This window comes from Kutzneria viridogrisea DSM 43870 (genome assembly GCF_000525635.1).
GTDB lineage: Bacteria > Actinomycetota > Actinomycetes > Mycobacteriales > Pseudonocardiaceae > Kutzneria > Kutzneria viridogrisea.
This window is the reverse complement of record NZ_CP007155.1, coordinates 9,697,501-9,718,518: the sequence shown is the minus strand read 5'-3', so window position 1 is coordinate 9,718,518 and position 21,018 is coordinate 9,697,501. Positions and strand designations below refer to the sequence as shown.

Sequence of the window (21,018 nt, the reverse complement as noted above, 5' to 3'; positions counted from 1 at the left end):
GGTGGTTAGCTTAGTTCGTCATTGTTTCCGCAGTTCAGCGTGTTGAGCGAGGGTTACGGTTGGTTGCCGTTCCTGTGGTCGCGCTCACTGGATTGGATGAGCGCGTGTCAGGATGGGTGAGGAGCACCGTCAGTGCTGACGGTCACCTCGGCGTCCCCACAGGGGCGGCAGTGGCCGGCGGCACAGCCGCGCGCGTCCGCCACGAGCGGCCGGGCGGCCTCGTAGACGAGGAGTAGGCGCAATGTCGTCCCCAGAACGATGGACGCAACCGCAGCCGGCCGGCACCCCCGCCGCCACAGCGGCCAGGCCAACGTCGGAGCAGGTGATCGCGGGTTTGCGAGCCACGAGTGAAGGTGGACCCGAGCTGGTCCAGCTGCTCACCCCCGAGGGAGAGCGGGTACACCACCCGGAGTTCGACGTCGACTTCAGCGACGAGGAGCTGCGCGGCCTGTACCGGGACATGGTCCTGGTCCGCAGGGCCGACCGCGAGGCCAACGCGCTGCAACGGCAGGGCCAGCTGGGGCTGTGGGTCCCGCTGCTTGGCCAGGAGGCCGCGCAGATCGGCGCGGGCCGCGCGCTGCGGCCCGAGGACATGGCCTTCCCCGGTTACCGGGAGCACGGCGTGGCCTGGTGCCGGGGCATCAGCCCCAAGGACATCATGGGCATGTGGCGGGGCACCGACCACGGCAGCTGGGACCCGGTCGAGCGCCGGTTCCACCTGTACACGATCGTGATCGGCAACCAGTGCCTCAACGCCACCGGTTACGCCATGGGCCAGCGCTTCGAGGGCAAGGTCGGCGACGACAACGGGGAGGCCACGATGGTCTTCTTCGGTGACGGCGCCACCAGCCAGGGCGATGTGCACGAGGCGTTCGTCTGGGCCTCGGTCTACGACGCGCCGCTGGTCTTCTTCTGCCAGAACAACCAGTGGGCCATCTCCGAGCCCACCGAGCGGCAGACCCGGCTCCCGCTGTACCAGCGCGCCCGCGGCTACGGCTTCCCCGGCATCCGGGTGGACGGCAACGACGTGCTGGCCAGCCTCGCGGTGAGCCGCTGGGCGCTGGAGGAGTGCCGGCACGGCAACGGGCCGGTGCTGATCGAGGCGTTCACCTACCGGATGGACGCGCACACCACCTCCGACGACGCCACCCGCTACCGGCACTCCGACGAGCTGGAGGCCTGGAAGCTGAAGGACCCGATCGAGCGGGTCCGGGTGCACCTGTCCCGCAACGGCATCGCCGACCACGACTGGTTCGACGCCGTGCAGGCCGAGGCCGACGAGCTGGCCGCGGAACTGCGCGAGCACGTGTACAACCTGCCGGACCCGCCGACCGAGCGCATGTTCGACCACGTCTACGCCGAGGCCAACCCCGTGCTGGCCGCGCAGCGCGACGAGTTCCTCTCCTACATGTCCACCTTCGCCGGGGGTGAGCACTGATGGCAACGCCGACCATCGACCGGCCGACCAGCACCGAGTCGGCAACCCAGACCATCACCATCATCAAGGGCCTGAACATGGCCCTGCGGGCGTGCATGGAGCGCGACCCCAAGGTCATCGTGATGGGTGAGGACGTCGGCAAGCTCGGCGGCGTCTTCCGGGTCACCGACGGGTTGCAGAAGGACTTCGGCGAGCAGCGGGTGCTGGACACCCCGCTGGCCGAGTCCGGCATCGTGGGTACCGCGATCGGCCTGGCCATGCGTGGCTTCCGGCCGGTCTGCGAGATCCAGTTCGACGGGTTCATCTTCCCCGCCTTCGACCAGATCGTCAGCCAGCTGGCCAAGCTGCACGCCCGCAGCCAGGGCAAGATCAAGCTGCCGATCGTGATCCGCGTGCCCTTCGGCGGCGGCATCGGCGCGGTGGAGCACCACTCCGAGTCGCCCGAGTCCTACTTCGCGCACACCGCCGGTCTGCGCGTGGTGGCCTGCTCGAACCCCGTGGACGCGTACTGGATGCTCCAGCAGGCCATCGAGTCCGACGACCCGGTGCTGTTCTTCGAGCCCAAGCGCCGCTACCACGAGAAGGGTCAGCTCGACCCGACGGCGCAGCCGCTGCCGCTGTACTCCTCCCGGGTCCTGCGCCAGGGCACGACCGCCACCATCGCCACCTACGGCCCGATGGTCCGCACCTGCATGGACGCCGCGACCGCGGGCGCCGAGGACGGGGTGGACCTGGAGGTCATCGACCTGCGCTCGCTGTCCCCGCTGGACCTGGACCCGGTCTTCGAGTCGGTCCGCCGCACCGGGCGCCTGGTCGTGGTGAGCGAGGCCCCGGGCGAGGCGTCCATCTCCTCGGAGATCGCCGCGAAGGTGCAGCAGGAGTGCTTCTACTCGCTGGAAGCCCCCGTGCTGCGTGTGACGGGGTTCGACACCCCGTACCCGGCCTCGAAGTTGGAGGAGGAGTACCTCCCCGACCTCGACCGGGTGCTGGATGCCGTTGACCGTTCGCTGGCGTGGTGAGGGGAAACAACCGCGATGCCGCAGTACAAGCAGTTCCCCCTGCCCGATGTCGGTGAGGGGCTGGTCGAGGCCGAGATCCTGACCTGGCACGTGCAGCCGGGCGACGAGGTGACGGTCAACCAGATCATCGTGGAGATCGAGACGGCCAAGGCCGCGGTCGAGCTGCCCTGCCCGTTCTCGGGCAAGGTCAGCAAGCTGCTCGCCGAGCCGGGGCAGACCGTGGACGTGGGCGTGCCGATCATCGAGATCGACACCGACCCGGACGGCACGGCCGCGCCCGAGCAGCCCGCCGTGAACGGGGCCGCCGCGACCGAGGAGCGGGTGCCGAACCTGGTCGGCTACGGCGCGAAGACCGGTGGCGCCAAGCGGCGTGCCCGCAGGGGTGCCGTCGAGGCCCCGCCGGTGGCCGCACCGGCCCCGGCGGCGGTCGCGGTGCGCGAGCCGGAGCCGGTGCCCGAGCCGGTGGCTGCGGTGGCGGTGCCCGCGGGCGGTTACGTGCCGCTGGCCAAGCCGCCGGTCCGCAAGCTGGCCAAGGACCTGGGCATCGACCTGGCCGCCCTGGCCGGGTCCGGGCCCGGCGGTGTGATCACGCGTGGCGACGTGGAGCAGGCCGCGAACGGGGCCGCCGCCCCGGTTCAGGCCGTCGCGGTGCCCTCGGGCAGCCGCGAGCGCCGCGTGCCGATCAAGGGCGTGCGCAAGGCCACCGCGCAGGCGATGGTCGACAGCGCGTTCACCGCACCGCACGTGACCGAGTTCCTGACCATCGACGTGACGCCGATGATGGAGCTGCGGGCCAGGCTCAAGGACGCACCGGAGTTCCGGGGCGTCAAGCTGACCCCGCTGGTCTTCGCGGCGAAGGCGGTGTGCCTGGCGGCCAAGCGGACCCCGGACGTGAACGCGACCTGGGACGGGGCCAGCAACGAGATCGTCTACAAGGACTACGTGCACCTCGGCATCGCGGCGGCGACCCCGCGCGGGCTGATCGTGCCGAAGATCCGGGACGCCGACGCCATGTCCCTGCGCGAGCTCGCCGTGGCGCTGGAGGAGCTGACCTCGGTGGCGCGGGAGGGCAAGACCCCGCCCGCGGACATGGTCGGCGGCACGATCACGATCACCAACGTGGGCGTGTTCGGCGTGGACACCGGTACGCCGATCATCAACCCCGGTGAGTCGGCGATCCTGGCCTTCGGCGCGATCCGCGACATGCCGTGGGTCGTCGGCGGCCAGGTGGTGCCGCGCAAGGTGCTGCAACTCGCGCTGAGCTTCGACCACCGCGTGGTGGACGGCCAGCAGGGCTCGCAGTTCCTGGCCGACGTGGGCGCGCTGCTCGCCGACCCGGCCGTGGCGATCACGTACTGATCCACCCGGTGGGCGGGACTCACCCCGAGTCCCGCCCACCGGCGCGCGAGTCCCGTTGACGGGTGCGCGAGTCCCGCCCACTGGTGCGCGAGTCCCGCTGAGCCGTGCACGAGTCCCGCCCACCGGCCGGGATGCCCGTCCGCTCCTGGCTCAAGGCCGACCCGGCAGTCACGGACCTCACCCCGATCCGCGCTGCCTTGACCCTCCAGTAGGTGGAGACTCCACCGTTGTGGGCGTGAACGGGGACAACGGCCTGTACGGGATCGGGGAGTTGGCGCGGTTGTCCGGGCTGACGGTCCGGACGATCCGCTTCTACTCCGACTCGGGCCTGTTGCCCCCTGCCGAACGCACCCACGCGGGTTACCGGCTGTACGACATCGCGGCGCTGACCAGGCTGAAGTTCGTGCGCACACTGCGCGAACTCGGGGTCGACCTGCCGACCGTGCAACGGGTCCTCGCCCGCGAGCTGACCGTGCCCGAGTTGGCGGCGGAGCACGCCGAGGCGCTGGACGTCCAGATCAGGGCGTTGCGGCTGCGGCGTGCCGTGCTGCGGGCGGTGGCCAAGCGTGGGTCGAGCCCGAAGGAGTTGGAGATGGTGCACGAACTGGCGCGGATGACCGAGGAGGAGCGGCAGCGCGTCCTGGACGAGTTCTGGGCGGAGGTGGACGCGGGGGTCCAGGGCTCGGAGACGGCGGCGTGGATGCGCACGGTGCGCGCCGACCTGCCGGACGATCCCAGCCCGGAACAGGTCGAGGCCTGGATCGAGTTCGTGGAACTGGTCCGGGACAAGGACTTCCGCGCGCTGGTCCGCAGGATGGCCGAGGCGAGTGCCGTGCAGCGGGAGAACGGCACGGACAAGGTACTGGCCACCCCCGAGTGGCAGGAGGCGATGCAGGCCGCGCTGACCGGGGCCGCTGAGGCGCTGGCTGCCGGGACGGCCCCGGACTCGCCGATGGGCGCCGAGGTGGTGCGGCAGCTGAACCAGGCGCTGGCCGCGCTGGCCGAACGCCCGAACGGCGAGCTGTTCCGGCAGTGGCTCGCCGAGTTCGACACGTTCGACGACGCGCGGGCCGAGCGGTACTGGCAGTTGCTCGCCACGATCAACGGCTGGCCGCCCCGGCCGAGTCAGCGATCGGCCTACCAGTGGCTGGCCGCGGCGGGCCGGGCCGTCTACGGGAAGTGATCGAGGCGGCGGGGTGGGGGCCACCACCACCCCGCCACCGGCGTTATTAAAGCCGCCGTGCGGCTGTGAGTACCGCCAGATAGAGCAGCAGACACGTGGCGAATGCTGATCCGCCGTAAAGAACGGCTTCCACGAGGCTGGCGCCAGAAAGGCCTTTCAGAATGCCGGCCGTGAGTGCGACGACTAGCGAGGCGAGTGCGCCGATCAGCAGCCACAGCACGTGTGCCTCCGTCGGTCGCGGCGGCCTTTTGATTTTCGACAAAGCGGTCCCTTTCGCAAATAGGTGGACAGGCCGCGGCTGTCTAACTGGACAGCAGGTATGCTGTGAGCTTGGCACGAGTTTCCCTCGTCGCCTTGACAATTTCGTCATGCGCTTGGCACTGTGAGTCAAGCGCCTCAAGAGTGTCGACGATCTGTCTCTGCGCATCGAGCGGCGGGAGGGGTATCGGGAGTTCACCCAATGCTGCACGATTGATCGAATCAATGATGCTGGTGAACTTCGCCCGATTCTTGATCCACGCGACCACATGCGGTGTGGACAGATAGTGCAACAGGTATTCTGGGGTAAGCAGTGCGGTGTCAAGCTTGTGGATCCTCAGCAGGTTCGCGGTGAGCAGCCAGCCTTCCTGGGCTCGGTGGACTATTGCGGACGCGCCAGTCGTCCCGGTACGTGTGCAGACGATGTCGCCGGGCTTAAGACGGAAATGCGACAGCGTCTCGGCGAGTTCGGCGGTCGCTTTCTCGTTGTCGTCGGTGACTATGCGGCCGTCCTGGAGGTGCTTGGGTAGCACCACAGGTACCGTGCCCTCTGTAGAGCGATCTTTGGTACCGAGCCGGGAGTATGACGGGCCAGGCTGGATTTCGCACAGTTCGCTGAGCGTGCTCCGGTGCCAGTTGTTCGGTGTCAGGTTCTGGAATGCCGCCGCACTTTCAAGGGACAGTGCATCCACGTGGCTATCCGTCACATCTGCTCGCCTACGCATCTCGGTGGTCGCGCCGTACGCTTTCGCTACTGGCTCGTAGGAATGTTCAACCTCCTCGGCCTTCGTGAGGTAGTCGGCCGGATTGAGCGAGTAGTCGCGGCGTTGAACCGTATTAATATCCACACAAGTGCTGAAGTCGGTTGATCTCTGCCTGGAGAGCATGGCTGAGACGGCATCAGTGACGTCGCTGAGGCTGAGCTTCCTCTTCCCTCTGCGGACCGCTCCCCTGGCTCGCAAGTCGATGAAGGATATTTCACGCCTTTCCCGCTTGGGTGAGCGCAGCAGCCAGATCGATGCTGAGATTGGGGTATTGCGGAACAAATTCGGTGGGAGACCAATGACCCCTTCCACCGCGCCACTCTCTACTAGATTCTCGCGAATCTGCCTGTACTGTTGGCGCTGAGATGCCCCGGCGTTGTCAGGCATGATCATTGCAGCTCGGCCGCCCTCTTTGAGAGAAGTGACTACGTGCTGCACCCACGCGAAGTTGTCGTTGTCCTTCGGTGGTGGACCGAATTGCCAATCTCTATCCTCACGTTCCTGTTCGGGTGTCCTGTGAAGGTTGAAAGGCGGGTTTGTGAGAACGCGGTCGAACTTGTGCTCCGCCAGGCCGTCTTCCCAGGGAACGGCGGAGAGCTTGAAGACTGGCTTGGCTCCGCCCTGCACAGCGAGGTTCATCGCGGCCAGCGCCAGGTTGTCGCTGTCCGCAGCCTCCGCGTACACGGTGATCGGTGCCATGCCGTCGCGCTTGGCCACCTCCGTCGCAGCGGTCAGGAACTCGCCGCTGCGTGTGTAGGGGTCGTAGACGTCCCGACTGCCTGCAAGGTCGCTCAACACGAGCTTGGTCATCAGGTCGACAACTTCGACCGGAGTGGAAGCCATGTGGGCGGATGTGTTCGCAGCTTCCTCGATGTGGTCGAGCAGCACGCGGAAGGAACTTGCTCCAAGTCTGCTGCACAGGTCCATGACAGGTGCGAGGTCCCTGACGGACCGAAGTGGCAGAGCATTGAATGAGACTCGCGGCGGCAGCACGCCGCGTTCGCGCAACTCGGTGTCGACCAGGCGTCTCGCGTGCCGCAACAGCACATGTGGTGACTTGACCTCGGTGATCTGTTGGGTCAGTTCCGACCACTTCCTCGGCGCGCAGTGGTGTAGAAAAGTCAGCGAGCAGAGCAGGTGCAAGTAGTGCACCCGCGGGGCGCTCCCCTGGACCGGAGCCGACAACGAGCCGAGCAGCTCCGACAAGTAGCGCTGGGCCCGGAGGTCGTCAATGGGACGCCCGTTCGGTTGAGCGGTACCTCGATCAGCCTGCTCAGCCAACCGCTGGCGCGCGCGTTGGCCGTAGGTAGTGCAAGGTTGCTCATCCTTGAGGAGGTCGCGGGCTTTGATGGTTCGCTGATCAAGCCAGGCGAGGACCTCGTTCAACCTGAAGTACTCGGCACCTGCCGATCGGTGTGGCTGCGGAAAGTCCTCGTGCCGTCGCTGCCAGTTGCTGACAGCGGGTCGCTGCACCCCCGTGATGTGCGCGATCTGAGATCTTGCGACCAGTTGATCACTGTGTTGCCGCGTGTCTGCCAAAGCTCCACCCCTCATGCGTGACCGGCACTGTTGATGAGGAGAACGTAGAGCTGATGCCTACCGCTTGCCAATTGAGTACGAAAAGTGCGCACCTGTTCAGCATGACGCCAGCATCTTCATGCTCACGTGGCCGTGTCGAGAAAGTGTGGCTCTACCTGGTAACTTGAGGATGCTCGAAGCTGTCACAGCTAATGGACTTCGTATCGCGTTGTTAACCCCTGTTTCAGGAGCCTAGGTGGAGTGTAGGGACTGGCTGTCCGAGCTGCGGAGTTGGCGATGTGGTCTAGTAGGACGGAGTGGGGGCCACCACCACCCCGTCGCCCAGCAAGCATCCACCTCGGGGCCGTCTCGGGACATCCTGTGCCGGTGACTGCCCCCGAGGGCCTGCCCCGCTACCACGTGCTCACCGGCCCGGACGACGCGAAGTTCTGCCACCGGGTCAGCGAGGCCATTGCGCTGGGCTACCAGCTGCACGGCGGACCGGCCCTCACGTTCAACGGTGAGTCCGTGATCGAGGCCCAGGCCCTGGTCTGGCCGACCTAGCCGCGCCTGGCCACTGCGGACAGGATTCCGCGCTCCCCGTCGCTGAGCAGGGCGGCATGCACGTCGCTGGGCCGCAGCGGGTTGCCGGTGACGGTCTCGGAGTAGCACTCGATGACGTCGCGCAGCACTGTCGACGGGATGCCGGCGGCTAAGGCGTTGTCCACGACGGCGCTGATCTCGCGTTGGGTGGCCCGTGCGCGGCCGAGCATGTCGTAGTAGCGGCTGAGCACGTCGACCAGGGCGCCGGTGTGGTCGATGATCGTGCGTGGATGGACTGACGCGGAGAGTTACCTTAAGGTTCAACTTCCGTGCTCGTGGTCAACCAGCGCCGAAGCGGTGAACCAGGTCGTTCGGACGGGTGGGGCGGTGCAGCCGTTCGCACCGACCCACCCGTGAGTCCTCACCTGATGTGTATCCCCGAGATCGCCCGGGCCATGACCAGGCGCTGGATCTCGCTCGTGCCCTCGAAGATGGTGAAGATCTTGGCGTCGCGGTGCATGCGCTCCACGGGGTGCTCCCGGGTGTAGCCCGCGCCGCCGAGGATGTGGATGGCCCGCTCGGTGGCCCACACCGCGACCTCGCCCGCCTTGAGCTTGGACATCGAGCCCTCGCCCGCCTCGAAGGGCACGTCGTTGCGGCCCATCCAGGCCGCGCGCCACACCAGCAGCCGGGCGGCGTCGATCTCCATGCGCATGTTCGCCAGGTCGAAGGCGATCGACTGGTTCTCGATGATCTTGCGGCCGAAGGCCTCGCGGTCCTTGGCGTAGTCCAGTGCGTACTCGTAGGCGGCCCGCGCGACCCCGACCGCCATGGCGCCCACGGTGGGCCGGGTCGTCTCGAAGGTGGCCATCGCGGCCTGCCCACCGGCCTTCTGCCCCTCGCGGGCGCGGGCCAGCCTGGCGTCCAGCTTCTCCTTGCCGCCCAGCACGCAGCGGCCGGGGATGCGCACGTCGTCGAAGAACACGTCGGCGGTGTGCGAGGCGCGCAGCCCGTGCTTCTTGATCTTGCGGGTGCTCTGCACGCCCGGGGTGCCCGGCGGCACGATGAACCCGGCCTGCCCGCGCGAGCCCAGCGCGGGGTCGACCACCGCGGTCACCACGTGCACGTTGGCGATGCCCCCGTTGGTGGCCCAGGCCTTCTGCCCGTTGATCACCCACTCGTCGGTGGCCTCGTCGTACACCGCGCGCGTGCGGTACCCGGCCACGTCGGACCCGGCCTGCGGCTCGGAGGCGCAGAACGCCGCCAGCTTGGGGTCGCCCTCGTCGCCGAAGCACTCCGGCACCCACTCGACCAGCTGCTCGGGCGAGCCGGAGGCGAAGATGCCCGCCACGGCCAGGCCGGTGCCCATGATCGCCAGCGCGATGCCGGCGTCACCCCAGAACAGCTCCTCCACGGCGATCGGCAGGGACAGCCCGATCGGGTCGGCGAACCAGGTGGCCAGCGACTCGAACCCGTAGAGGCCGATCTTGGCCGCCTCCTGGATGACCGGCCACGGGGTCTCCTCCCGCTCGTCCCACTCGGCGGCGGCGGGCCGGATCACCTCGGCGGCGAAGCCGTGCACCCAGTCGCGCAGGTCGCGCTGGTCCTCGTTGAGCTCGAGGGAGAAGCCAGGCATGGACGGGTCCTCTCAGGCCTTGGGGATGTCGAACAGGCTCATGAAGCCGGCGGCGAAGCCGAGGTCACCCTTGACCTTCAGCTTGCCGGTCATGAACAGCACGGGGGCGGAGGCGTTGCCGGTGGCCAGCTTCAGGAACTCCACCGGGGCCAGGGTCACGCTCGCGCGCGGCTCCTCGGTGCCGTCCCGGGTGATCGAGCACTGCGCGTCGGCGATCACGGCCTGGTACCGGTCGTAGCCGCCCTCGCCGGAGCCGCCGGTGAGCCGGAAGTGCACCACCGCCTTGGTCGATCCGGCGCGGTCGGTGCGGAAGTGCACCTCCATGCGGCGGAACACCTCGTCGAGGATGCGCCCGCGCAGCTTCGGCTGCTCCATGACGCCCTCGATCTGGTCCTTCGAGGCCCGGGAGATGATCCGCGCGAAGTTCTTCGGGTCCATCTTGCTCAGGTCGAGGTCGGCACCGCCCTCGGCGAGCCGGGTGATCGAGCCGAGCAATCCGACGAACTCCGCCTTGCCCAGCTTCTTGGGGTCGATGCCCCGCGCGATCACATCGATGTCGATGTCCTTGACCGCGGGATCGGTCGGGTCGATCGACTCCAGCGCGGCCAGGAGCTCCTTGGGGCTGAGCTTGGCGATCGCCTCGGGGCCGAGGTCGGTGTTGGTCATGCGCCACCTCCATGTACCTACTGGCGAGTAAGACTACTGTAGAGTAGGTACGCGGGCAAGCGCGTCCGCTAGCCTGCTCACAACCTTGCTAGGGGGTTGGATGCGCAGCACGCACGAACGAGCGGGCCGGGTGCGGTCCAAGAGACTGCCGCGGGAGGTCCGCGAGCGGCAGATCCTGGACGCGGCGGTCGAGGTGTTCTCGCAGCGCGGCTACCACGCCGCGTCCATGGACGAGATATCCGAGGTCGCCGACATCTCCAAGCCCATGGTCTACGCCTACCTCGGGTCCAAGGAGGACCTGTTCGCGGCGTGCATCCGGCGCGAGGCCACCAAGCTGATGGAGGCGATCGCCGACGGGGTCGCCGAGGCGGGCAACAGCCCCGACGAGCAGCTCTGGCGTGGGCTGCGCGCCTTCTTCGGCTTCGTCGGCGAGTTCCGCGACAGCTGGCGGGTGCTGCACCGGCAGGCCAGCGCCCAGGGCGGGCCGTTCGCCCAGGAGCTGGGCGACATGCGCAAGCGGGCGATCAGCCTGGTCGCCGCGCTGCTGATCAACACCGCTCAGGACGAGGGCGTGGGCGCGGCGGCCACCGGCCAGACCGACGCGCTGGCCGCCGCACTGGTCGGCGCCAGCGAGTCGCTGGCCGACTGGTGGCTGGACCACCCCGAGGAGTCGGCGGGCGCGGTGGCCGCGCGGCTGATGAACCTGGTGTGGATGGGGTTCGGCAACCTCGTGGACGGCCACACCTGGCAGCCGCCCAAGGGGTCATGACGACACGGCTTCACCGGACAGGTGGGGCTTGCCGGTGCGCAGGTCGTGCAGGGCGAACTGCCAGCCCTGCTCGGTGGCCTGCGCGCTGAAGCCGACCTTCGCGGGCAGCAGCACCGGCAGCTTGAAGCGGGCGCTCACCGTGTACGCCTCGGGCAGGCGGCCCTCCAGGGCGGCGACGCAGCGGGCCTTGGACCACATGCCGTGCGCGATCGCCGTGGGGAAGCCGAAGGCCTTGGCGGTCAACGGGTGCAGGTGGATCGGGTTGCGGTCCCCGGAGACCTCGCCGTAGCGGCGGCCGATGTCCGAGGGCACCTGCCACACCGCCGAGGGCCGCGGCGGCTCGGCGCGCTCCCCGGCCGCCGGGGAACCGGAGCCGCCGCCCTTGCGCAGGTAGGTGCTGACGTCGCGCCACACCACGGCCCCGTCCACGGTGGCCTCGCTGATCACGTCGAACTGCTTGCCACGCTCGTGCTCGCGCAGGTCCACGGCGTGTACGCGCAGGTCGAAGGGCTCACCCAGCCGCAGCGGCCCGCTGACCGTGATCGAGTTCGCGATGTGGACCAGGCCCGGCAGCGCGAACGGGAAGTCCCGCTGGGTCATCAGCTCGATCTGCATGGGGAACGCGAGGATGTGCGGGTAGGTCACCGGCAGTTCGTCGCGCAGGCCGAAGCCGCAGACCTTGTTGTACTGCGCCAGGTGCTCGCGATCGACCAGCACCGCCTCCCGCCGGTACTCGCTGGTCGGCAGCGATCCCTTGCCGTCGCGCAGAAAACCGGTCAGCCCGGCCTTCGCGTACAACCCGAGCAGGCCCGCCATCACGCCCCCAGCAGGCTCTGGCCGCAGACCCGGACCACGTTGCCGTTGACCCCGGTCGAGGCCGGGTTGGCGTACCAGGCAATGGTTTCCGCCACGTCCACCGGCAGACCGCCCTGGGACATGCTGTTCATCAGCCGACCGGCCTGCCGGATGAACAGCGGCACGGCGGCGGTCATCTTCGTCTCGATGAAACCGGGGGCCACGGCGTTGATGGTGCAGCCCCGGCTGGCCAGCTCGGGGGCCATCGAGCGGACCATGCCGATCACGCCCGCCTTGCTGGTGGCGTAGTTGGTCTGGCCGACGTTGCCCGCGATGCCCGCGATCGAGGAGACGCCGATGATCCTTCCGTTGGGGCGCAGGGTGTTCGTGCTCAGCAGCGCCTCGTTCACCCGCACCTGGCTGGCCAGGTTCACCGCGATCACCGAGTCCCACTGCGCCTCGGACATCCTGGCCAGGGTCTTGTCCCTGGTGATGCCCGCGTTGTGCACGACCACGTCCACGCCCTCGTGGCGCAGCTTGAAGTACTCCACCAGCTTGGTGGGCGCGTCGGGGGCGGTGATGTCCAGTTGCAGCGAGGAACCGCCCACCCGGTTGGCGACCTCGGACAGCTCGGAGCCCTGCGCGGCGATGTCCAGGCACACCACGTGCGCCCCGTCGCGGGCGAGCACCTCGGCGATGGCCGCGCCGATGCCCCGCGAGGCGCCGGTGACCAGCGCGACCTTGCCCGCCAGCGGCTTGGCCCAGTCGGCGGGTTCGGTGACCTCGGCGGTGCCGACCCGCACCACCTGGCCGGAGACGTACGCGGACTTGGCGGAGAGCAGGAAGCGCAGGGTGGACTCGAGGTTCTGCTCGGCGCCCTCGGAGACGTAGACGAGCTGGGCGGTGCCACCCGCCCGCAGCTCCTTGCCCACCGAGCGGACGAAGCCCTCCAGCGCGCGCTGGGCGATGACCGCCGACACCTCGGTGAGCTCCTCGGGCGGGGTGCCCAGCACGAGCACCCGGCCGGAGGGGCCGAGCTCGCGGATCACCGGGTTGAAGAAGGAGTGCAGGGCGTGCAGCCCCTCGGGGTTGTCGATGCCGGTGGCGTCGAAGACCAGCGCCCCGTACGGCTTGTCACCGCTGGACTCGAAGCCCTTGAGCACCGAGGCCAGCCGCCCGGTGCCGCCGATCAACGTGGGTCCCGCCAGCGGCGGCTGTCCCGGCCGGTGGCGGCGCAGCTTCGCGGGCTTGGGCAGGCCCAGTCGGCCCACCACGAACTTGCCGAGGCCGGACTGGGCGAACTGCAGATACGGATCGGACACGGATCGCCTCCCTACTCGCTGGTAAGTCTACTCTCTAGTAGGTTATTGTCGATACCCCGGGACCAAGGCATCGGAGGGACAGATGAGTCCGACGGTCAGGCGCGTGGCGATCCTCGGTGGCAACCGGATCCCGTTCGCGCGATCCAACGGCCCGTACGCCACCGCCTCCAACCAGGACATGCTCACCGCGGCCCTGGACGGCCTGGTCAGCCGGTTCGGCCTGCGGGACGAGCGGATCGGTGAGGTGGCCGCGGGCGCCGTGCTCAAGCACAGCCGCGACTTCAACCTGGCCCGCGAGGCCGTGCTCGGCAGCAGGCTCTCCCCGCAGACCCCCGCCTACGACGTGCAGCAGGCCTGCGGCACGGGTCTCCAGGCGATCATCGGCGTGGCGAACAAGATCGCCCTGGGGCAGATCGACTCGGCCATCGCCGGTGGCGTGGACACCACCAGCGACGCGCCCATCGGCGTCAACGAGGACCTGCGCTCGGTGCTGCTGGAGTTCAACCGCGCCAAGAGCTTCGGCCAGCGGCTCAGGGCGGCCACCAAGCTGCGGCCCACGCACGTGGTGCCCAACATCCCGCGCAACTCCGAGCCGCGCACCGGCCTGTCCATGGGCGAGCACGCCGCGATCACCGCGCAGGTCTGGAACGTGAGCAGGGAGGACCAGGACGCGCTGGCCGCGGCGAGCCACCAGAACCTGGCCGCCGCGTACGAGCGCGGTTTCTTCGACGACCTGATCACGCCCTACCTGGGGCTGACCCGCGACCAGAACCTGCGCGCGGACTCCACCGCCGAGAAGCTGGCCAAGCTCAAGCCGGTGTTCGGCAAGGGCGAGGGCGCCACGATGACCGCGGGCAACTCCACCCCGCTGACCGACGGCGCCTCGGTGGTGCTGCTGGCCAGCGAGGAGTGGGCCGAGCAGCACAAGCTGCCGGTGCTGGCGTACCTGACGCACAGCGAGACTGCGGCCGTGGACTACGTGCACGGCGAGGAGGGCCTGCTGATGGCCCCGGCCTACGCGGTGCCGCGCATGCTGGCCCGCGCCGGGCTGACCCTGGCCGACTTCGACCTGTACGAGATCCACGAGGCGTTCGCCTCCCAGGTGCTGGCGACCCTGGAGGCGTGGCGCAGCCCGGCCTTCGGCAAGGAGCGCCTCGGCCTGGACGGGGCGGTCGGCGAGATCGACAAGGCCAAGCTGAACGTCAACGGCTCCTCGCTGGCCGCGGGCCACCCGTTCGCGGCCACCGGCGGGCGGATCATCGCCACCCTGGCCAAGCAGCTGCACGAGCGCGGCTCGGGTCGTGGACTGGTGTCGATCTGCGCGGCGGGCGGCCAGGGCGTCACGGCGATCCTCGAGAGGCCCTAGCTGGCCGACACCGGACGGAGTTCGTCCCGGTGACCTACCTCAGCCGGTGGCTGGCACAGCGATGAGCCACGAGCAACGCGGTGCCCGCCGCCGGCAGCACGCAGACCGCCACGGTGACGAGGTCAGCCAGCGCCAACGGTCGGGCGGCGAGCACTGCCAGCACAGGTAGCGTCAGCGCGCCCGGTGCCCAGCCGTTGCCGCGGCGAGCGGCTCGCACCACGCGGAGCGTCAGTGCCAGCACGCCCAGCCCGGCGATCAGCAGCACCACGCCCCCAGGCTCGACCCCACCGGCCAGCCTGACCGCGAACAGGCTGAGCACCAGCGCCGTCGCGAGCCCGATCGTGACGGCCCACAGCCAGTACCCGGCGCGGTCAGCCGACAAGCGTCCACGTGGCCGTGCACGAGGCCGACACGGTGATCAGCTCCGGCTCCAGGTTGAGCTCGCGCACGTCGGGGCCGCTCGCCGCCGCGGCGGCGTAGTGCACGCGCCCGAAGCCGCCGCCCATGCCCGGGCCCTGGCTGCCGTCGGTGATCCGCACCAGTTCGCCCAGGCCGAGCCCGAGCGCCGAGGCGTAGCCCTCCGCGTGCAGCCTGGCCTTCGCCACGGCCAGGTGCTGGGCCTCCCGGGTGGCCGCGGTCTGGTCCGCCAGCTCCCAGTTCGGGCCGTTCAGGTTCGCTGGCTCGGTGGCCAGCAGCGCGTTGAGCAGGTCTTCCAGCACGGCGGTGTCGGTCACCCGCAGCGAGTAGTTCTGCTCCGCGATGCACCCGGTGTTGCGCTTGTTCTCCCAGTTGGCGTGCACTGACAGCCGTCGGCTGCGCACCTCCACCCCGTCCCGTGCCAGCAGCGGCTCGACCTGCGCCACCTGCGCGGTCAGCGCCGAGACCGCCCGCGCGCGGTTCTTCTCCTTCGCGCGGTAGGTCAGCCAGAGCGTCGCTCGGTCGGCTGCGTACTCGACCTCGCCTGTGCCTGTCGTCACAACGTCAGCCATCTCGCCAGTCAACCATGTTGGCGTCTACTGCTCTCTAGCTCTCAAGCTATACAGACCTAGAGAAGCCGAGACGGAACCTGAGGCGGCACACCACGGCCTCGGTGTTGCGGCCCACGCAGCGCGCGACCACCGCGCCCCGCCGGTTGCGCAGCACCCGCTCCCAGCGCGCGGCGGGCTCGATCTCCCCGATCAGCACCACCACGTGGTCGTCGTCCAGGGACTTCACGTACCGCGCGATCGGCGGTCCCAGCACCCGGTGTGCCGAGTCCAGCAGCACCAGCGGCACCTCGGGCCGCCACGCCTGCCAGTCGAGCTGGAACTGCCGTGCCCGCTCCTGTTCGTCCTCGAAGGTCACGTGCACCGCCACCACCCGGTCGCCCATGGACAGCGCCGTGGACAGGCTCTCCGCGGTCAGCTCGGTGATCGCCACCACCGGCACGACCACCACCGAGGAGGTCCGCCTCGGCCGCACCGGCAGGGTGCCGACCCCGATCTCGCTGCCGATCCGCGTGTACGCCCGCCGCACCACGCTGAACAGCAGCACGAACACCGGGATCACCAGCACGATCAGCCATGCGCCCTCCACGAACTTCGAGGCCGTCACGTCGATCAGCGCGGCCACCGTGAGCACCGCGCCGAACCCGTTCAGCGCCGCCCGACCCACCCAGCCGCGACCGCGCTCGGCCAGCCAGTGCCGCACCATGCCGACCTGGGCCAGCGCGAAGCCCACGAACACGCCGATCGCGAACAGCGGCACCAGCACGCTGGTCTCCCCACCGGTGAACAGCAGCAGCACACCGGCCAGCGCGGCCAGCACGAGCACGCCGTGGCGGTGCACGAGCCGGTCGGCGCGCAGCCCGAACACGTGCGGCAGGTAGTCGTCACGGGCGAGCTTCGCCGCGAGCACCGGCAGGCCGCCGAACGAGGTGTTCGCGGCCAGCGCGAGCAGCAGCACCGTGGACAGCTGCACCACGAGGTAGATCCAGCCGTTGCCCAGCGCACCCTCGGTGACCAGCGAGAGGATGGTGCGGCCCTCCACCGGGCGCACGTCGAAGTGCTGGATCAGCGCGGCGAGCCCGATGAGCAGCACGCCGAGCACCAGCCCGAGCCCTGCCTCGGCCCGGCGGGCCCGCTGCCTGCGCGGCGATCGGAACGAGGGCGTCGCGTTGGCGATGGCCTCCACCCCGGTCAGCGCCGAACAGCCGTTGCCGAAGGCCGACAACACGAGCAGCACACCAACCCAGCCCACGGTCTGCGGCTGGGTGCTGACCGGCAGCGCGTGCAGCGGGGCCTCGCGGAGCAGGCCGACGACGATCACCACCAGCACCGAGCCCACGAACACCGCAGCGGGCACGGCGAACGCCTTCGCACCGACCACCACCCCGCGCAGGTTCACCGCGGTGACCAGCGCCAGCACGAGCAGGCACAGCTCGGTGGTCCACGGCAGCAGCCCGGGGAACGCCGAGGTCAGCGCGGCCACCCCGGCGGCGACCGACACCGCCACGTTGAGCACGTAGTCCACCACCAGCGAGGCCGCCGCGACGAGCCCGGCGCGCCGCCCCAGGTACCGCGTGGCCACGGTGTAGGCCCCGCCGCCGTCGGGGAACGCCTGGATCACCTGCCGGTAGCAGGCGATGAGCACCGCGAGCAGCACGACGATCGCCAGCGTCACCGGCAGGGTCCAGCCAACGCCCACCGACCCGGCCGCCGCCAGCACCAGCACGATCGACTCCGGCCCGTAGGCCACCGAGGCGATCGCGTCGAGCCCCAGCCCCGCCATGCCGGTCAACGCGGTCAGCCGGTGCCGCTCCCCCGAGGTCCTGGCCGGTGCGGTCGGCCGGACAGCTGTAGTCGTCACGTCCGCACTGTGCGTCCGTTGACCCGCGCTGAACAGGGGTGTTGACGGGTTCCTAACACCCATCCGGGTGAGGCGCTACAACGCCCTGACGGCCCGCACCGCGCCGCCCAGCTCGGCGTCCGCGGCGGCCCGGTCCAGTGCCTGCGTCAGCACCTCGGTGTAGACCGGTGCCGCCGTGGCCAAGCGTTTGCGGCCCGCGTCGGTGATCACCGAGTAGACCCCGCGCCGGTCGTCCGCGCACAGGTCGCGCCGCGTCAACCCGGCCTCCTCGAGCCGGGCCACCAGCCTGCTCACCGAGCTCTGGTTCAGCCCGATCGCATCGGCCAGTTCCTGGATGCGCAGCTCCCCGCACTCGGTGGCGGCCAGCTGGGCCAGCGCCCGGTACTCGGACAGGCCGAGCCCGTGCTGCCGCTGCAGCGCCTTGGCCAGCTCCTGCTCGACGCGGCCGTGCAGGGTCACCACCCGGCTCCAGCCCAGCTCGTCGGTCACGGCTCCTCCTCGTGGTGTTGACGAAAGACTATATGCGCGTGCAGTATCTGCATGTGCATACATCAACTGCGGCCCGGTCCTTCCTGTTCCTGCTCGGCAGCGCCCGCGAGGGCGGCAACACCGAGACGCTGACCAAGGCGGCTGCCGAGCAACTGCCCGGCACGGTCGAGCAGCGCTGGCTCAATCTCAGGGACGTGCCGCTGGAGCCGTTCCAGGACCTGAGGCACACATCCGGTCGCGATCACGCCGAGCCGGTGGGCAACGAGAAGCTGCTGCTGGAGGCCACGCTGGCGGCCACCGACCTGGTCATCGCCTCCCCGCTGTACTGGTACAGCGTGTCGGCCGACGCGAAGCTGTACCTGGACTACTGGTCGGGCTGGATGCGGGTGCCCGGGGTCGAGTTCCGGCAGCGCATGGCAGGCAAGACCCTGTGGGGCGTCAGCGCGCTGAGCGAGGAGGACCCCGCGCAGGCCGACCCGCTGGTCAACACGCTGCGGCTGTCCGCTGAGTACCTGCGCATGAACTGGGGCGGGGTCCTGCTCGGCAACGGCAGCAAGCCGGACGACGTGCTCGCCGACTCGGCGGCCCTGCTCCGGGCGAAGACGTTCTTCACGAGTCTTCCGGTGTATTGAGCCAGCGCTAGACAGCTCGATACCGTCCGATGATGGATCCGGTGCGCAATCCGTTCGCCCCAGGCGCAGGTCAGCGCCCGCCGGAGCTGGCCGGTCGGGACCGGGAACTGACCGCCTTCGAGGTCGTGCTGGAGCGCGTGTCGCGAGGACGCCCCGAACGCAGCCTGGTGCTCACCGGGCTGCGCGGGGTCGGCAAGACGGTGCTGCTCGGCGAGCTGCGCTCGATGGCGGTGCGCCGCGGCTGGGGCGCCGGAAAGATCGAGGCCCGTCCGGACGCCGAGCTGCGCCGCCCGCTGTCGGCGGCCCTGCACCGAGCCATCCGCGACCTGGCCGTGCGGCACCGCAACCCGGAACGGGTCGAGCAGGTGCTCGGCGTGCTCAAGGCCTTCGCCCTGCGCGCCAACCCCGACGGAGCGAGGCTGCGCGAGCGCTGGCAGCCCGGCATCGACGTGCCCGCCGCGCAGGGCAGGGCGGACTCCGGGGACATCGAGATCGACCTGGTGGAGCTGTTCAGCGAGGTGGCCGAGCTGGCGAAGGACGTCGGCACCGGGGTGGCGCTGATGATCGACGAGATGCAGGACGTGCGGCCGGAGGCCCTGTCGGCGCTGTGCGCCGCCTGCCACGAGTTGTCTCAGTCCGGGGCCCCGCTGGTGGTGGTCGGAGCTGGGCTGCCGCACCTGCCCGCGGTGCTCTCCGCGAGCAAGTCCTACTCCGAGCGACTGTTCCGGTATGTGCTCATCGACCGGCTGGACCGCGCCGACGCCGACCTGGCCGTGCTCGCGCCGGTCTCCCGCGAGGACGCCGGCATCAGCCCGTTCGCGCTGGACGCCCTGTTCGAGGCGTCCAGCGGGTACCCGTACTTCGTGCAGGCCTACGCCAAGGCGGCCTGGGACGCCGCGCCCTCCGACCCGATCACCGCCGAGGACGTGGCGGTGGCGGCTCCCGAGGCCGAGGCCGAACTGGCCGTGGGCTTCTTCGGCTCGCGCTACGAGCGGGCCACCCCGGCCGAGCGCGAGTACCTGCGGGCGATGGCGGACCTGACCGAGGGCCGCGACGAGGCGATCGGCACCTCCGAGGTGGCCGTCTACCTGGGGCGCAAGCCCTCCTCCCTGTCACCGGCGAGGGACAGCCTCATCAAGAAGGGGCTGGTCTACTCGGCCGAACGAGGGCGCATCGCGTTCACCGTGCCGCACTTCGGCAGGTTCCTGCTCGCGCGGGAGGAGTAGTGGCTCGGCCGTTCGGTGGACCCCGGTAGTCTGCCGGACGAACATGGGGTGGACATGCGGTGTCTGCCGACGAATCATCGGTCTGTGCCCCAGCTCACCGGAAAAACGGGTGCCAAGCAGGGGTCTGATGCTGCATACTGGTACTACCGCACCAGATCGCAGACTTCTGAGAGGGATGCAGACCCCATGAACTTCGCCGCGAAGATCCGCGCCCGCCGTGCCGAGGCTCGTACTCGCAAGGCCGTGAGCCGAGCGATCGACGCCGCCGCGACCCCGGCCATGCGCCACGAGCTGACCCTGCTGGCCCAGTCCCAGTTGCAGGGCCTGCGCTGAACTGAAGCCTTCTCCGACCGGCCGCCGCGGCCATGCCCGACTCGACCCGGGCAGCCCTCCCGCCGCGCGCCACGGTGAGCGGTCGGCGCAGATGCAGGGTCTGCGCCGACCAGCTCCCACCGCGACCCCGGTGCTTCTCCCAGTACCGGGGTCGTTCTCTGCTCGTCGTTCACTCGAAAGTGACTCGCGTCACGAACCGTTCTCGTGTAACGCACCTCGTGACGGGGACGATGAGCCCAGTGACCCCGCAGCGCTGTCGGACCCCCGACCTGGCAGCACTGCGGGGTCACTGCTTTTCCGGGCAGCTCCCGCCGATGCTGTTCGCTCGCGGACTGAGAAATCCAGCGCCCGACCAACAGTGCGCTGAAGCCCGGTTGGCGGTCCCCCGTGCGAACTCCGGTGGCGACCACCAGTGCCCAACCGCTCTCTGCCTTCTTCGGCCCCTTCATCTCGTGTGCGCGAACTCCCGGGCCGGGAACTCGCCGGTGTGACCCCGGTCATAAGCACTCTGGTTGGAGCCCCATCTGGCCACCTGGAGGACACCTCCGCGATGCGTTGACCAGGGGAAACGCTCCGGTGCGTGTGTCGCCAGGGGGTCGATTTGGATCTGTTGTGGATCGGCTGCTAATGTTCTCCACGTACCGCAGAGCAGGACGGAAACGGACGCCAGCGGGTCGCAGACAAAGCCTCTAGAAAGTCTGGTAGAGTCAGCGGCGCTCGGGACGACCCCCAGCAAATCAGCCCCAAACAGGCCGATTTGACTCGGAGAATCCGGACCGACTACGGTAGGAAATGCCAGAACGGGTAAGACCAGGTCGGAAAAGCTCCTCCGGAGCCGATTTGACAAGGGAAATC

The 21,018-nt window shown here is 69.4% G+C and carries 21 protein-coding genes; 10 read left to right on the top strand and 11 right to left on the bottom strand.

Features of this window, described 5'->3' with window-relative positions; all coding sequences use genetic code 11:
• The first annotated feature begins 241 nt into the window (after positions 1-241).
• The 4 genes from pdhA to KALB_RS42760 all read left to right on the top strand — a co-directional run bounded on the left by pdhA (position 242) and on the right by KALB_RS42760 (position 4,999).
• Positions 242-1,438 carry a pyruvate dehydrogenase (acetyl-transferring) E1 component subunit alpha gene (gene pdhA, locus KALB_RS42775; protein WP_025361827.1) on the top strand — a complete coding sequence of 399 codons (1,197 nt, stop codon included), beginning with the start codon at positions 242-244 and terminating at the stop codon, positions 1,436-1,438.
• The gene (locus KALB_RS42770; RefSeq protein ID WP_025361826.1) at positions 1,438-2,457 is read left to right on the top strand and encodes an alpha-ketoacid dehydrogenase subunit beta; all 1,020 of its coding nucleotides are present in this window, start codon (positions 1,438-1,440) and stop codon (positions 2,455-2,457) included. The genes pdhA and KALB_RS42770 overlap by 1 nt, the downstream gene beginning before the upstream one ends.
• A 15-nt stretch (positions 2,458-2,472) precedes the next feature.
• The gene (locus tag KALB_RS42765; protein ID WP_025361825.1) at positions 2,473-3,816 is read left to right on the top strand and encodes a dihydrolipoamide acetyltransferase family protein; all 1,344 of its coding nucleotides are present in this window, start codon (positions 2,473-2,475) and stop codon (positions 3,814-3,816) included.
• A 235-nt stretch (positions 3,817-4,051) separates the two neighbouring features.
• Positions 4,052-4,999 (top strand): helix-turn-helix domain-containing protein, encoded by a 948-nt coding sequence (locus KALB_RS42760; RefSeq protein WP_025361824.1) that lies wholly within the window; start codon positions 4,052-4,054, stop codon positions 4,997-4,999.
• 46 nt (positions 5,000-5,045) lie between these two features.
• On the opposite strand, the gene KALB_RS47370 is transcribed toward KALB_RS42760, so the two are convergent.
• Together KALB_RS47370 and KALB_RS42755 are read right to left on the bottom strand one after the other, a co-directional pair.
• Complete coding sequence (locus KALB_RS47370) at positions 5,046-5,219, bottom strand: hypothetical protein (RefSeq protein ID WP_201771874.1); 174 nt, start codon at positions 5,217-5,219, stop codon at positions 5,046-5,048.
• Between the two features lie 82 nt (positions 5,220-5,301).
• Entirely contained in the window at positions 5,302-7,407 is a 2,106-nt protein-coding gene (locus KALB_RS42755; protein WP_025361823.1) for an N-6 DNA methylase, read from the bottom strand.
• Positions 7,408-7,926: 519 nt separating this feature from the next.
• Between KALB_RS42755 and KALB_RS42750 the strand changes: the two genes are divergently transcribed.
• Positions 7,927-8,103, top strand: a complete 177-nt coding sequence (locus KALB_RS42750) for a DUF1737 domain-containing protein (protein WP_236650139.1) — start codon at positions 7,927-7,929, stop codon at positions 8,101-8,103.
• On the opposite strand, the gene KALB_RS42745 is transcribed toward KALB_RS42750, so the two are convergent.
• From KALB_RS42745 to KALB_RS42735, 3 genes are all read right to left on the bottom strand, one after another.
• A complete protein-coding gene (locus tag KALB_RS42745) occupies positions 8,100-8,333 on the bottom strand; it encodes a hypothetical protein (protein ID WP_025361821.1) in 234 nt (77 codons plus the stop codon). The genes KALB_RS42750 and KALB_RS42745 overlap by 4 nt on opposite strands.
• A gap of 170 nt (positions 8,334-8,503) precedes the next feature.
• Positions 8,504-9,718, bottom strand: a complete 1,215-nt coding sequence (locus KALB_RS42740) for an acyl-CoA dehydrogenase family protein (RefSeq protein WP_025361820.1) — start codon at positions 9,716-9,718, stop codon at positions 8,504-8,506.
• A gap of 12 nt (positions 9,719-9,730) precedes the next feature.
• Complete coding sequence (locus tag KALB_RS42735) at positions 9,731-10,384, bottom strand: SCP2 sterol-binding domain-containing protein (RefSeq protein WP_025361819.1); 654 nt, start codon at positions 10,382-10,384, stop codon at positions 9,731-9,733.
• 100 nt (positions 10,385-10,484) lie between these two features.
• On the opposite strand from KALB_RS42735, the gene KALB_RS42730 reads away from it, so the two are divergent.
• Positions 10,485-11,153, top strand: coding sequence for a TetR/AcrR family transcriptional regulator (locus tag KALB_RS42730; RefSeq protein WP_025361818.1), 669 nt, complete (start codon positions 10,485-10,487; stop codon positions 11,151-11,153).
• Here the strand turns inward: KALB_RS42730 and KALB_RS42725 are convergent.
• Positions 11,148-11,969 carry a MaoC family dehydratase gene (locus KALB_RS42725; protein ID WP_025361817.1) on the bottom strand — a complete coding sequence of 274 codons (822 nt, stop codon included), beginning with the start codon at positions 11,967-11,969 and terminating at the stop codon, positions 11,148-11,150. The two genes, KALB_RS42730 and KALB_RS42725, sit on opposite strands and share 6 nt — an antisense overlap.
• The gene (locus KALB_RS42720) at positions 11,969-13,270 is read right to left on the bottom strand and encodes a 3-oxoacyl-ACP reductase (RefSeq protein WP_025361816.1); all 1,302 of its coding nucleotides are present in this window, start codon (positions 13,268-13,270) and stop codon (positions 11,969-11,971) included. Before KALB_RS42720 ends, KALB_RS42725 begins: the two co-directional genes overlap by 1 nt.
• An 82-nt stretch (positions 13,271-13,352) precedes the next feature.
• Here KALB_RS42720 and KALB_RS42715 point away from each other — a divergent pair, with 82 nt between their 5' ends.
• A complete protein-coding gene (locus KALB_RS42715; RefSeq protein ID WP_025361815.1) occupies positions 13,353-14,636 on the top strand; it encodes an acetyl-CoA C-acetyltransferase in 1,284 nt (427 codons plus the stop codon).
• A 34-nt stretch (positions 14,637-14,670) separates the two neighbouring features.
• Here the strand turns inward: KALB_RS42715 and KALB_RS42710 are convergent, their stop codons facing one another.
• From KALB_RS42710 to KALB_RS42695, 4 genes are all read right to left on the bottom strand, one after another.
• Positions 14,671-15,018, bottom strand: a complete 348-nt coding sequence (locus KALB_RS42710) for a hypothetical protein (protein WP_025361814.1) — start codon at positions 15,016-15,018, stop codon at positions 14,671-14,673.
• Positions 15,008-15,625, bottom strand: coding sequence for an SIMPL domain-containing protein (locus KALB_RS42705; protein WP_025361813.1), 618 nt, complete (start codon positions 15,623-15,625; stop codon positions 15,008-15,010). The genes KALB_RS42710 and KALB_RS42705 overlap by 11 nt, the downstream gene beginning before the upstream one ends.
• Positions 15,626-15,671: 46 nt before the next feature.
• Positions 15,672-17,483 carry an APC family permease gene (locus KALB_RS42700; protein WP_025361812.1) on the bottom strand — a complete coding sequence of 604 codons (1,812 nt, stop codon included), beginning with the start codon at positions 17,481-17,483 and terminating at the stop codon, positions 15,672-15,674.
• A gap of 75 nt (positions 17,484-17,558) precedes the next feature.
• Positions 17,559-17,972: a MarR family winged helix-turn-helix transcriptional regulator gene (locus tag KALB_RS42695; RefSeq protein WP_025361811.1), complete on the bottom strand. Its 414-nt coding sequence runs from the start codon at positions 17,970-17,972 to the stop codon at positions 17,559-17,561.
• A 53-nt stretch (positions 17,973-18,025) separates the two neighbouring features.
• Between KALB_RS42695 and KALB_RS42690 the strand changes: the two genes are divergently transcribed.
• From KALB_RS42690 to KALB_RS48385, 3 genes are all read left to right on the top strand, one after another.
• Positions 18,026-18,604: a flavodoxin family protein gene (locus KALB_RS42690; RefSeq protein ID WP_030107904.1), complete on the top strand. Its 579-nt coding sequence runs from the start codon at positions 18,026-18,028 to the stop codon at positions 18,602-18,604.
• Positions 18,605-18,636: 32 nt separating this feature from the next.
• Positions 18,637-19,830 (top strand): ATP-binding protein, encoded by a 1,194-nt coding sequence (locus tag KALB_RS42685; protein WP_025361809.1) that lies wholly within the window; start codon positions 18,637-18,639, stop codon positions 19,828-19,830.
• Between the two features lie 186 nt (positions 19,831-20,016).
• Complete coding sequence (locus KALB_RS48385) at positions 20,017-20,163, top strand: hypothetical protein (protein WP_169743547.1); 147 nt, start codon at positions 20,017-20,019, stop codon at positions 20,161-20,163.
• Positions 20,164-21,018 lie beyond the last annotated feature (855 nt).